Consider the following 12,594-nt stretch of genomic DNA (forward strand, 5'->3'; position numbering starts at 1 on the left):
GAGAGTGAGAGCAGGGTGAAATCAGGGATTGCGCAAGGTTTTCTGTTTGAGGATATACACCGTCACCAATACCGCGCTGGTCAACATGAACCCCCGCGCCCACGGCAGTGGCACCAGGTAGCACGAGAACAGAATGCTCGCCCACATCAAGCCGATCGCGTAGACCTTGCCCTTGAGCGGTATGCCGTTGCCGTCGAGGTAGTCGCGGATCCATGGCCCGAGCTTCGGGTGCTCGATCAGCCATTGATAGAAACGCGGAGAGCTGCGCGCGAAACAGGCGGCCGCCAGCAAAAGGAAAGGGGTGGTGGGCAGCACGGGCAGGAAAATCCCGATCACCCCCAATGCTACGCTGAGCCAGCCGACGGCCAGCAAGAAGTAGCGCAACATCAGGGAGCGGTTGCCTATGGGGTTGTCCATAGGCCGGATCTTAGTGGTGACGTGGCTTGAGGATCGCCGGTTTTTCGTCTGGCGCCTGGCACAGCAGGTACAGCGCGGTCAGGGCTTCCGGGATCTGCACGATCATGTCGTCCATCAGGTTGGCGTCCTTGGCGATGTCTTCGAACTCTGGCTGCTCGTCGAACAAGCCCGAACCGACCATGATCGGCAGGAGCATTTCGCTGACTTCTTCTTCGGCGGTTTCGAACCAGGCCGCTTCACGCAGGAATACGCCTTCCATGAAGCCGATGCACCAGCCGCGCAGTTCGGAGTCGTCCGGCTCGTCACCCAGGTCCAGGTCGCACGGCAGTTCGAATTCTTCGTCGGACGCCAGTTGACGGGCGATGTGCGCCTTGAGGCCGATCAGCGTGGCTTCGATCTCTTCGCGCTGGGCCTCGCTGCTGTAATGCGGCTCTTCGGCGAACAGGGCGTCGATCCACTCACGCTCCGGTACATCTTCTGCACAGATCGACAGGGCGGTCAGGTAACCGTGGGCGGCCACGTAATCCAGCGCCTCTTCGTGCAGCTCGTCGGCGTCGAGAAAGACTTGCAGGCGGGTTAGTTGCTCAGCGAAGGACATTACGGGGCTACCTTGGGGGAATAAACAATGCGGGAATTCTAGGCCTTCTTGCGCGCTCAAGCCAGCCGCACGGCAGATTTGCCGCAATTGCCGGACTGCATACAAAGCTGTAGGAGCGAGCCTGCTCGCGAAAGCGGCCCATCAGGCACCTTTGCATCGACTGCTCCACCGATTCGCGAGCAGGCTCCCCACAGATGATTTATGTGTGGCAGGTTTATCGGTGTCTTCTCAGCGGCACCCCCTGCCGGGGAGGGCTCGGGTATACTGCCGCGTTTTGCGCTCCCTGCTCGTATTGCGGTGGTCTGGCAATGCGCTCTTACGTTTTGTTTAAGCAGCTGTGGCTGTCCTGAACCAGCCTGTGCAGGGATGTTTCGGTAGATTTTTGGAGTTTTTATGCTCGAACAGGCTCAACGCGTCCTCAAGGACATCTTCGGCTACGACAGTTTCCGTGGCCGTCAGGGTGCAATCATTGAGCGCGTGGCCAGCGGCGGTGATGCGCTGGTGCTGATGCCTACCGGTGGCGGCAAATCCTTGTGTTTCCAGGTGCCGGCGCTGCTGCGCGAAGGCCTGGCGGTGGTGGTGTCGCCGTTGATCGCCTTGATGGACGATCAGGTCGCCACCCTCGAAGAGCTGGGCGTGGCCGCCGCTGCACTGAACTCCACCCTGAGCGCCGAACAGCAGCGCGATCTGGCGGCGCGGATCAAGCGTGGCGAAGTGAAGATGCTCTATCTGGCGCCCGAGCGTCTGGTACAGCCGCGCATGCTGTCGTTCCTGCAGGGCTTGAACATTGCCTTGTTCGCTATCGACGAAGCGCACTGCGTGTCGCAATGGGGCCACGACTTCCGTCCGGAATACCTGCAATTGGGCCAGTTGGCGGAAATGTTCCCCGACGTGCCGCGCATCGCCCTGACCGCCACCGCCGACAAGCGTACCCGCGAAGAAATCGTCACCCGCTTGCACCTGCAGAACGCCGAGCGCTTTCTGTCGAGCTTCGACCGGCCGAACATCTTTTACCGCATCGTGCCCAAGGAGCAGCCGCGCAAGCAGTTGCTGGCGTTCCTCGCCGAGCGGCGCAGCGATGCCGGCATCGTCTATTGCCTGTCGCGCAAGAAGGTCGAGGAAGTTGCTGCGTTTCTCAGCGAGCAGGGCTTCCCGGCGCTGCCGTATCACGCCGGTTTGCCCAACGATTTGCGCGCCTATCACCAGAAGCGCTTCCTCAACGAGGAAGGCCTGATCATGGTCGCCACCGTGGCGTTCGGCATGGGCATCGACAAGCCCAACGTGCGTTTCGTCGCGCACCTCGACCTGCCGAAATCCCTTGAGGCCTATTACCAGGAAACCGGGCGCGGCGGCCGTGATGGCCTGCCGGCGGACGCGTGGATGGCCTACGGTCTGCAGGACGTGGTGATGCTCAAGCAGATGCTGCAGAACTCCGAAGGCGATGAGCGTCACAAGCGTCTGGAGCAGCACAAGCTCGACGCCATGCTCTCGCTCTGCGAAGAAACCCGCTGCCGCCGGCAGACCCTGCTGGCGTACTTCGACGAAGACATGCCCGAGCCGTGCGGCCACTGCGACAATTGCGTCGACGGTGTGCAGACCTGGGACGCCACCGAACCGGCGCGCCAGGCACTGTCGGCGATCTATCGCACCGGCCAGCGCTATGGCGTCGGCCACTTGGTGGACGTGTTGCTGGGCAAGGACAACGAGAAGGTGCGCAGCTTCGGCCATCAGCATCTGTCGGTGTACGGCGTCGGCAAGGCGCTGAGCGAGAGCGAATGGCGCTCGTTGTTCCGGCAACTGGTGGCGCGTGGTCTGGCCGATGTCGATCATGAGGGCTACGGAGGCCTGCGCCTGAGCGACACTTGCCGGCCATTGCTCAAGGGCGAAGTGACCCTGGAACTGCGCCGCGACCTCAAGCCGCAGGTCACCGCCAAGACCGCCAGCAAGAGTCCGGCCAGCCAACTGGTGCGTGGCGAAGAGCGGGAACAGTGGGAAGCCCTGCGTGCGCTGCGGCGCAAACTCGCCGAGGAGCATGGTGTGCCGCCGTACGTTATCTTCCCCGACTCGACCCTGCTGGAAATGCTGCGCAGCCAGCCGACCTCGCTGGCCGACATGGCCCGGGTCAGCGGCGTCGGTGCACGCAAGCTGGAGCGTTACGGTGAGGCTTTCCTCGAAGTACTTGGCGGCGAGGCCGAAGCGCCGAAAGCGGTGGCCGACGTGCGCCACGAACTGATCACCCTGGCCCGCGCCGGCATGACCCCGATGCAGATCGCCGGGCAACTGCAGTGCTCGGAAAAGAACGTCTACACCATGCTTGCCGAGGCCATTGGCAAACAGCAGTTGTCGCTGGAGCAGGCCTTGGACTTGCCGGAAGAACTGATGGGCGAAGTGCAGGACGCGTTCCTGGACGGCGAGGGCGAATTACCGTCGGTCGCCGAAGTGGCCGAACTGTTCGCCGGTCGGGTTCCGGAAGGCGTTCTTTACTGCGTAAGGGCTGCGTTGCAATCCGAGTTTGAAATGTAAGAGGGCGTTTGCGCCAACCGTCAGGCAGTTGTAACGATTCAGTAAAGGTCGGCTCTTGCCTATAGCCAAATGTCATGCTTAGCTGACTAATAATTAGTTTTTCTCTATTTGTCAGTCTACTCATGAGTGTTTTATGCCGTTAACCGATCAACACCGCTTTGGCATGCAACTGGCCCAGATGTCCCGAGGCTGGCGTGCCGAACTGGATCGCCGGCTGGCCGGTCTGGGTTTGTCCCAGGCACGCTGGCTGGTGCTGCTGCACCTGGCACGTTTCGAAGACGCGCCGACCCAACGCGAGCTGGCGCAAAGCGTCGGTGTCGAAGGGCCGACCCTCGCGCGTTTGCTCGACAGCCTGGAAAGCCAGGGCCTGGTGCAACGTCAGTCGGTGATGGAAGACCGCCGGGCGAAAAAAATCGTGCTTTGCGCCCCGGCACTGCCGCTGATCGAACAAATCGAAACCATCGCTACACAGTTGCGTCACGAATTGTTCGAAGGCGTCGACGAGGCCGATTTGAAGGTTTGCATGCGCGTTCACGGGCACATTCTGGCCAACCTGGAAAAATCTTGAGGCATAACCGCGCGCAGGTTTTTTGAGGGATCGCGCAGAGCAGACTATAAGAACTACTGGGCAATATCGTGTTCGTACCGGATGTGCGAACGCATAGAAACCGGTTTTGCTTATTTAAGGGATGCTCATGCTCGCAAGTCGGCACGTTGTACTGCGCGGTGGCGCCAGATGGCTGCTGGTCGCTGGTGTATTCAGCTATTCGACCTGGTCGATGGCACTGGGGCTGGGCGACATCACCGTCCACTCGGCCCTCAATCAGCCGCTCAAGGCCGACATCGCGCTGGTGGATGCCGCTGGCCTCAGTGCCGGCGACCTCTCGGCCAGCCTCGCCACGGCCGATGAATTCGCCCGGGCCGGGGTCGAGCGGGTGTTTTTCCTCAATGACCTCAAGTTCACCCCGATCCTGCATGGCAATCGCCAGATGATCCGGGTGACCTCGCGCAAACCGGTCAATGAACCCTTTCTGAATTTTCTGGTGCAGCTCAATCAGCCCAATGGCCGCCTGCTGCGCGAGTACACGCTGCTGATCGATCCGCCCGGATCACCGAGCATCGTGCCGGCCACCGACGAACCCGATCCACGTCCGCAATCCTCTGAATTCCCCACCGTCGAACCCGCCACGACGGCGCCACAGGCTGCCCAGGGCAAACGCGACGCCGCCCCTTCAGCGCCTGTCCCTCCGGCGGCTGCGCCAGCCAACGATGCCGTGGCCGAGCAATTGGCGGCCAGTGTGTTGCTCAATCAGCAACTGCAAAAGACCGTCGAGGAACTCAACGCCAGACTGCAGGCGCAGGATGTGCAGATTGTCGACGGCAAAAAGCAGATCAGTGATCTGCAAACGCGATTGAGCGAACTGCAACAGCCACCGGCGCCAGCCATCACGCCGCCAATACCCGCGCCAGTCACCACCGCGCCTGAAGCTGCCGACGATGGCCTCAACTGGCCGCTGCTCGGTGGCTTGCTGGTGCTGTTGGGATTGTTGGGTGCCGGGCTTTTCGTACGACGTCGCCGGCAACTGGCGGAAGTCACGGCGCCACTGGAAGTTCTGCCCGCCGCTCGACAAACAGATCCTGAAGAGCCGCCAACCACCCAATCGGCAAACATCCGCGCAGCCACCGAACACCGCGAAGAACCGGCGGCCGGCGATGTGCTGGAGGCGGTGGGGATTTATCTGGCCTATGGGCGTTTGGGTGAGGCGGTCGGGCTGTTGCGCAATGCCATGGACAAGGAGCCCGAGCGTACGGAGCTGGGTGTGCAATTGCTCGAAGTGTTGGGGCGGCAAGGGGACAGCGCAGCTTATGAACAACAGGAAAACCGCCTGCGTGATGCCGGGGTGGATCCGCAGCAACTGGCCGCGATCCGTGAGCGGCATCCAAAATTGACCGGCGCTGCGCCGATAACCCCGGCGGTGTCGATGGTCGCAGCCGCAGCGGTGGTGCCTGCGCCACCGGCGCCCGAGGATGATTTCGAATTGAATCTGGGTGAGCTGTCGATGGCGTCCAGTTGGGATCTTGAAGACAGTCGTTCGACACCTGAGCCGCCCGCAGAACGGACTGCATCGAACTCCGATCTCGAGATCCTCCCGCCGGACTTCGAGCTGCCCGAAACGGTGGCCAGCGAAGAGGCGGAGCTGGAGTGGATCCCCGAACCGGACGCGCAGCCGCTGGACGATGACTTTCTCAATGAGTTCGGTGATCCGGGCGAGTCGCTGGCGCTGGAACCGCTGGATCTTGCGGCCACTGAGCCGGAACACGGTTCTGAGAAGCTCGAACAGGCGCAGACCTGCATTGATGACGGGGATATCGACAGCGCGATTGCCTTGCTCAATGAGTTGCTCAAGGAGGGGGACGAGCCCCTCAAGCAAACGGCGCGGACGTTATTGGCAGGTATCCGCTGATCTGAGTGCCATTGGCTGATGCGGTGCCTGTACTGACGCCTTCGCGAGCAAGCTCGCTCCCACAGTTGGAATGCGTTCCATTGTGGGAGCGAGCTTGCTCGCGAAGGCGTCAGCGCCGACAACATCAATCCACCTGAGTATTCAGAACGTCTGCCCCAGATTCAAATAAACCGCCTGCTCATTCGCATCATTCAAGCCATAGGTGAAGTTCAGCGGCCCCAGCGGCGTATCGAAACCGATAAACACACTGGCGGCATTGATGTAGCCGCTGTCGAATTCATTGTCGTTGTTCCACGCCCGCCCACGTTCCAGCGAAGCCCCGGCATACAGCGGGAAGTCCAGCGGCAGATAGGAACGCGGCGTCAACCGGCGGTAGTACACCGCGCGCATCAGGCTGACGTTTTGCCCGGAAATCGAATCCTCGCGAAAGCCCGACAACTGTCGTGCACCGCCGAGCAGGAAGCTCGACGTCACCACGTTGGCATCGTCCAGCGTTCGGCCATAACGGCCGCCGAGAATCAGCGTATCCGGACCATGGCTCATGGCTTTATCGAGCTTGAATTCCCACTGTCGGTAGCGCGTGTCCGAGCCGAGGCCCGGTTCGAATTGCATCAGGGTCAGGCTGACGTCCTTGCCCTCGTGGGGGAAGTAGACATTGTCCAGCGAGTCGAACGAGTACTTCAGCGAGTAGAAACCTTCAGTGAAGTTTTCCCTCGGCAGATCCTGATCGCCGATGCGCACATCCGCTTTGCCCCAGGCCTCGCCGACGCCGAAACGGATTTCGCCGTTGTTGCCGATCTGCCGACCGAAATTGAGGCCGAAACCATAGCGCTCGACGCGGTATTGAGCGATCGGATCGTTGTCGAGTATTGAATCGACGTTCTGCGCTTCAAACGCAGCATACGGGGCGACGAAGTAACGCGAGCCGACGTCCAGTGGCTGATAGAACTCGGTATAGAGTTCCTGCTTGTCGCCGATCTGCGCCCGGGTCAGCCATTCCGCGCCGAGGCGGTTGATGCCGTTGATGCGGTAGCTGGCGCCGAGGTTGAAGGCGCTGTCACCGCGCATGTCGTCCGACAGACTCAGGCCGACCCGCAGGTAATCGGTGCCGCTGCGTTTGCCCCGGGCGCTGATCACCAAGGTGTGATCCTGGCCCTTGTGCACCACGCGGTATTGCACCTGTTCGAAGTAATCGAGGCCGTACAGCGTGCCCATGTCCGAGTGCAATCGACCGAGGTCCAGCGGCTCGCCGATCGGCTGACGGATGTAATAGCGGATCACTTCGTCGCCGACTTTCGAGTCGTTCTCGACCCTGATCGCGGTGATGATCGGCGTGCGCTGGCCCGGGGCACGGGCTGCGTTCAGTTCGGCGTCCTGAGATTCGTGAGGTTTGAGTTGAGCGAGGCGGGCGTCGAGAATCCGTGTGGCGCGGTAACCGGCGTCGATCATTTCCTGGGCCTTGCCGAAATCGGTCACGCCGAATGCCGCCAGCGCTGGCTGGATCAGCACGTCGCTGGGTTTGAGGGCGGCCAGTTGCTCTTCGGAGTTGCGCCGGGTCATCAGGGTGATCGACTGGTTCAGCACATCAACCACGGTCGTCAGTTGTTTGCGGTTGCGCAGCGGCGTACCGATGTCGACCACGATTGCCACGTCGACACCCATCTCCCGCGCGACGTCGAGCGGGATGTTGTCAGTCATGCCACCGTCCACCAGCAGCCGCCCGTCCAGTTCGACCGGGGCAAACACCGCCGGAATCGACATGCTGGCGCGGATCACCTGCGGCAAGTGACCTTTGCGGAACACCACTTTTTCGCCATTGGCGATGTCGGTGGCGACGGCGCGGAACGGGATCGGCAGTTTGTCGAAGTCGCGGGTGTCACTGGTGTGCGCCAGCAGGCTCTCCAGCATCAGCGCCAGGTTCTGGCCCTGAATCACCCCCAGCGGCAGGCCGAGGCTACCGTCATCGCGAAAACTCAGCTGCTGTTTCACCAGAAAGTCGCGGTCGTCCTGCTTGCGGCGAAACGGCACGTCTTCGCGTGGCGGCGCGTCGGACAGCGCCTGCTGCCAGTCGATGTTCAGCGCGAGTTTTTCCAGTTCATCGATCTTGTAGCCCGAGGCATACAGGCCACCGACCACTGCGCCCATGCTGGTGCCGGCAATCGCATCGATCTTGATGCCTTGCTCCTCAAGCGCCTTGAGCACGCCGATGTGCGCCAGGCCACGGGCGGCACCACCGGACAACACCAGGCCGACTTTGGGGCGGGGGGCTTCGGCGGCATGCACGGTGACATTAGCAAAGAGGGGCAGGAAGCCAAGCAGCAGGCAGAACAGCAAACGGCGCATGGTGAGTCTCGGGGCAAGCGATAAAGCCGGCTATTATAGCGGCGCCCTCTGTCTCAGGAGTTTCAGCGAACATGACCGTGAAAAAAGCGGAAGTCGTCATTACGTATTGCACCCAATGCCAGTGGCTGCTGCGCGCCGCGTGGCTGGCGCAGGAGCTGCTCAGCACCTTCGGCGACGACCTCGGCAAGGTCTCGCTGGTGCCGGGCACCGGCGGGGTATTCCACGTTACCTGCGACGATGTGCAGATCTGGGAGCGCAAGGCCGACGGCGGTTTTCCCGAGGCCAAGGTGCTCAAGCAGCGGGTGCGCGATCAGATCGATCCTGACCGCGACCTCGGTCACAACGACCGTACTCAGTGAGACGCGGCTTCGGCAGCCACGGTTTTCTTGTCGGCGCTGCCTGACATCCGCGCCGAGACCACGATGGCGATGATGATCAGCGCCCCCCCGATCAGCATGCGCACGGTGGGGGTTTCATCGAACAGCAGCCAGGCGATGGTGATGCCGTAAACCGGTTCCATGGCGAACACCACGGCGGCGGTGCGCGCCTTGATCACCGCGAGGCTGGCGACGAACAGGCTGTGGGCGACGCCGGTGCAGAACACCCCGAGCAGACCGATCCACAGCCAGTCCAGCGCGCGCACTTCGCTCAGTTGCGGCGCAGCCACCGGCAGCAGACACAGCGCCACCACCACGTTCTGGCACAGCGCGGCCTGCACCGCCGGGATGCGTCCGGAGCTGGCGCGGTTGGTCAGCGACAGCAGGGCGAACAGCAAGCCCGACAGCACCGCCCAGAGCAACCCGGTGGTGGCGCCGCTGGCCAGATCGAACGCCGGGGTCACCAGCACCAGACCGACGCTGACCAGCACTACCAACACGATTTCATTGGCGCGGATGCGTTCGCGGAAAATCAGCCCTTCGAGAATCACCGTGAACGCCGGGAAACTGGCAAAACCCAAGGTCGCGATGGCGACGCCAGCGACCTTCACCGCGATGAAAAAACTCACCCAGTGCCCGGCCAGCAACACGCCGCTGAGCGCCAGACGCCGCCAGTCGACCGCCTGCAGTTTCTGCCAGCCGTTCTGACTGGCGAAGCGGGCGAAAAAGGCCAGGGCGAGCACGGCAAACGCTGCACGTCCGAAGACGATCACCGCCGGCGAGGCGGCAGCGAGTTTGCCGAACACACCGGTCAGACCGAACATTAAAGCGCCGATATGCAGGGCGCCGAGGGCGGTACGCGGAGTCATTGCAATCCTTAATCCGAACACAGTCTCAATGTAGGAGCTGCCGCAGGCTGCGATCTTTTGCTCTTGAAAAGCCAAAGTCAAAAGATCGCAGCCTGCGGCAGCTCCTACACGTGAATGCACATTGAAACGTGTTGCGGCGCAGAAGTCTGTCGGCGAACTAGCGTTTTTTGTCGCAGGAGTCGCGGCGCAACTGCCCCGGTGACGCGCCGAACTCGCGCAGCACCGCCGCCGCGAACGCGCTCTGCGAGCTGTAACCGACCCGACTGGCGATTTCGCCGATCGGCAACGCGGTCTCGCGCAGCAAGCCTACTGCCTTGTGCAGGCGTCGGCTGCGAATGTAGTCCATCGGCGTTTGCCCGCATTCGGCCATGAACCGCGCGTGCAGCCGGGCGCTGGACAGCCCGGCGATCTGCGCCAGATCGGCCACTTGCAGCGGGTAGGCGGCGTGTTGCTCGATGTGCGCATCCAGCGCCGCATAGGGCAGGCGCCGCGCCGAATGTTCGGCAGGTCTGGCGTGATTCAGGCTGGCCAGCAGCAATACCGCGCCTTGTTGGGCGATCAGCGGATCAGTGACCGGGCTGTTCGCCAGCCAGTTGACCAATTGGCTTTGCCCGGCATCCAGCGACAACCGCGCAGGCTGGTCGAGCAAGCGCTGGCTGGCATCGGCATGCTCGCCCAGCGACTCGTTCAGCCATTGCCCGTCGGGCACGTCCAGCACCAGGCAACGACTGCCATCGGGGCTGCCGCAGGCGTGATGTGCGCCGCCGGGGACGACCACGAAACTCTGCTGACGCACCTGGCTGCCCTGACCCTCGACTTCGAAATCCAGCGCGCCGGACAGGCCGAACACCAGTTGCGCGTGGTCGTGGCTGTGGATGATCAGATCGTGGGTGTACTGGCGCAGTGTCAGGATCGGGCGCATGGCAGAAGTCTCCGAAGTGAGCGCCAGTCTACACCGGGGCAACGGGCTTGCGCGCTGTCACACGACTGACGCCTGCCTGTCATGGTCGATTCACCCGGCGCGTGCACAGTGGCGAAAACATCGCAGAGGGTTGCCCATGACCAGCGCCGAGCTCGCCAAACCCAGCCGCAAACAACGGGTGCGTACCTTGTGGATTTCCGACGTGCACCTGGGCACGCGGGATTGCCAGGCCGAGCACTTGTCGCAATTTCTCAAGGGCTACCACGCCGACAAGATCTATCTGGTCGGTGACATCATCGACGGCTGGAAGCTGCGCGGCGGCATGTACTGGCCGCAAGCCCACACCAACGTGATCCGTCGCCTGCTGACCATGAGCAAGCGCGGCACCGAGGTGATCTACGTCACCGGCAACCACGACGAATTCCTGCGCCGTTATTCGAAGCTGATCCTCGGCAATATCCAGTTGGTCGACGAGGCGGTACATGTCACGGCGGACGGCCGGCACCTGCTGGTGATTCACGGCGATCAGTTCGACGTGATCACCCGCTATCACCGCTGGCTGGCGTTTCTCGGCGACTCGGCCTACGAGTTCACCCTGACCCTCAACCGCTGGCTCAACCACTGGCGTGCGCGCTATGGCTACGGTTATTGGTCGTTGTCGGCGTACCTGAAGCACAAGGTGAAGACGGCGGTGAGCTTCATCAGCGACTTCGAAGAAGCCATCGCCCACGAATGCGTGAAGCGCGAGTTGCACGGCGTGGTCTGCGGGCACATTCACCATGCCGAGATTCGTAAAGTCGGCGAGGTGGACTACCTCAATTGCGGCGATTGGGTGGAGTCGTGCACGGCGCTGATCGAACACTGGGACGGCACGATCGAGCTGTATCGGCTGGCCGATGCGCAGGCGCGGGAGGCGCAGCTCAAGGCGGCCAAGGTCGCCGAGATCGCCTGATTTTTCAGGTGTACAAAAGGGCCTCATCGCTGGCAAGCCAGCTCCCACAGGTATTGTGAACACCACAGATCACTGTGGGAGCTGGCTTGCCAGCGATGAGGCCGGTGCAGACAACATCAGGCGGGGGCGTGTTCTTCCATCGCCGCCTTGTAGATCGAGTGCTTCGGCTGCGCAAACAGCCGCTCCAGCATCGGCTCAAAAAAACTCAACGGCAGGCTGTCATACGCCGGGTCGAACGCCGCCGCATCGTACCTGGCGCAGAATTCCACCGTCGCCTGATACTGCGGATGCGCGGCGAATTGCTCGCGCAGGTGCCGATCCATGCCCAGATGATGGAAGAAGTAGTAGCCCTGAAAGATCCCGTGCTTTTCGACCATCCACAGATTTTCGGCACTGACAAACGGCTTGAGAATCGCCGCCGCGATGTCCGGGTGGTTGTAGGAGCCGAGGGTGTCGCCAATGTCATGCAGCAGCGCGCAGACCACATATTCCTCGTCACGCCCGTCGCGATAGGCGCGGGTCGCGGTTTGCAGCGAATGGGTCAGGCGATCCACCGGAAAGCCGCCGAAATCACCTTCGAGCAACTTCAGGTGCGCGACGATCCGCGACGGCAATTGCCGGGCGTAGGCGCTGAAGTCGGCGGCGATGATCGCCCAGTCTTCTTCGGTGCCGTCCTGCATGTGGGTGAAGCGCGCATTGGCGTTCATCGGCAAGCCTCCAGGTGGGTCGGGTTTCAGAACGCCACGCGGCCGAGGATCATGTCGCGGTACATGACGAAATCGCCGAGCAGGCTGTACAGCGGATGCTGGAAAGTCGCCGGACGGTTCTTTTCAAAGAAGAAGTGGCCGACCCAGGCAAAGCTGTAACCGGCCAGCGGCAGGGCCAGCAACAGCAGCCATGCACCCTTGGCAATGGTCATGGCCAGAATGAATATCACCAGCGTGGTGCCGATGAAATGCAATCGGCGGCAGGTACTGTTGGCGTGTTCGCTGAGGTAATACGGGTAGAACTCAGCGAAGCTGTTGAATTGCTTGATGTTTTCCACGACTGCGATCTCTGTGGTTATTGTTCTGACGGCAAGTTGTTCGGCGGGTAGCTTATTTGAGTCTAGAGTGAACACTGGCATCA

12 protein-coding genes are annotated in these 12,594 nt (G+C 61.9%); 5 read left to right on the forward strand and 7 right to left on the reverse strand.

Annotated features, from left to right (window positions below; genetic code table 11):
• Positions 1-21: 21 nt before the first annotated feature.
• A complete protein-coding gene (locus PMI25_RS12710) occupies positions 22-417 on the reverse strand; it encodes a YbaN family protein (protein ID WP_007962157.1) in 396 nt (131 codons plus the stop codon).
• Between the two features lie 10 nt (positions 418-427).
• Positions 428-1,015 (reverse strand): UPF0149 family protein, encoded by a 588-nt coding sequence (locus PMI25_RS12715; RefSeq protein ID WP_007962155.1) that lies wholly within the window; start codon positions 1,013-1,015, stop codon positions 428-430.
• A gap of 393 nt (positions 1,016-1,408) precedes the next feature.
• On the opposite strand from PMI25_RS12715, the gene recQ reads away from it, so the two are divergent.
• From recQ to PMI25_RS12730, 3 genes are all read left to right on the forward strand, one after another.
• Positions 1,409-3,538: a DNA helicase RecQ gene (gene recQ, locus PMI25_RS12720; protein WP_007962153.1), complete on the forward strand. Its 2,130-nt coding sequence runs from the start codon at positions 1,409-1,411 to the stop codon at positions 3,536-3,538.
• A gap of 133 nt (positions 3,539-3,671) precedes the next feature.
• Positions 3,672-4,106, forward strand: coding sequence for a MarR family transcriptional regulator (locus PMI25_RS12725; protein ID WP_007962151.1), 435 nt, complete (start codon positions 3,672-3,674; stop codon positions 4,104-4,106).
• A gap of 127 nt (positions 4,107-4,233) precedes the next feature.
• Positions 4,234-6,003, forward strand: coding sequence for a FimV/HubP family polar landmark protein (locus PMI25_RS12730; RefSeq protein WP_007962150.1), 1,770 nt, complete (start codon positions 4,234-4,236; stop codon positions 6,001-6,003).
• 141 nt (positions 6,004-6,144) lie between these two features.
• Here PMI25_RS12730 and PMI25_RS12735 read toward each other — a convergent pair whose 3' ends face one another.
• Positions 6,145-8,346 carry a patatin-like phospholipase family protein gene (locus PMI25_RS12735; RefSeq protein WP_007966039.1) on the reverse strand — a complete coding sequence of 734 codons (2,202 nt, stop codon included), beginning with the start codon at positions 8,344-8,346 and terminating at the stop codon, positions 6,145-6,147.
• A gap of 71 nt (positions 8,347-8,417) precedes the next feature.
• On the opposite strand from PMI25_RS12735, the gene PMI25_RS12740 reads away from it, so the two are divergent.
• Positions 8,418-8,705: a SelT/SelW/SelH family protein gene (locus tag PMI25_RS12740; protein ID WP_007966038.1), complete on the forward strand. Its 288-nt coding sequence runs from the start codon at positions 8,418-8,420 to the stop codon at positions 8,703-8,705.
• Here the strand turns inward: PMI25_RS12740 and PMI25_RS12745 are convergent.
• Together PMI25_RS12745 and PMI25_RS12750 are read right to left on the reverse strand one after the other, a co-directional pair.
• Positions 8,699-9,592, reverse strand: a complete 894-nt coding sequence (locus tag PMI25_RS12745; RefSeq protein WP_007966036.1) for a DMT family transporter — start codon at positions 9,590-9,592, stop codon at positions 8,699-8,701. The two genes, PMI25_RS12740 and PMI25_RS12745, sit on opposite strands and share 7 nt — an antisense overlap.
• A 157-nt stretch (positions 9,593-9,749) precedes the next feature.
• Positions 9,750-10,514, reverse strand: a complete 765-nt coding sequence (locus tag PMI25_RS12750; protein WP_007966033.1) for an AraC family transcriptional regulator — start codon at positions 10,512-10,514, stop codon at positions 9,750-9,752.
• A 136-nt stretch (positions 10,515-10,650) separates the two neighbouring features.
• On the opposite strand from PMI25_RS12750, the gene PMI25_RS12755 reads away from it, so the two are divergent.
• Positions 10,651-11,466: a UDP-2,3-diacylglucosamine diphosphatase gene (locus tag PMI25_RS12755; protein WP_007966031.1), complete on the forward strand. Its 816-nt coding sequence runs from the start codon at positions 10,651-10,653 to the stop codon at positions 11,464-11,466.
• A gap of 116 nt (positions 11,467-11,582) precedes the next feature.
• Here PMI25_RS12755 and PMI25_RS12760 read toward each other — a convergent pair whose 3' ends face one another.
• Positions 11,583-12,173: an HD domain-containing protein gene (locus PMI25_RS12760; RefSeq protein WP_007966029.1), complete on the reverse strand. Its 591-nt coding sequence runs from the start codon at positions 12,171-12,173 to the stop codon at positions 11,583-11,585.
• Between the two features lie 26 nt (positions 12,174-12,199).
• Positions 12,200-12,511, reverse strand: coding sequence for a DUF962 domain-containing protein (locus PMI25_RS12765; protein ID WP_007966027.1), 312 nt, complete (start codon positions 12,509-12,511; stop codon positions 12,200-12,202).
• Positions 12,512-12,594 lie beyond the last annotated feature (83 nt).

The organism is Pseudomonas sp. GM30, from assembly GCF_000282275.2.
In the GTDB taxonomy this organism is placed as follows: Bacteria; Pseudomonadota; Gammaproteobacteria; order Pseudomonadales; family Pseudomonadaceae; genus Aquipseudomonas.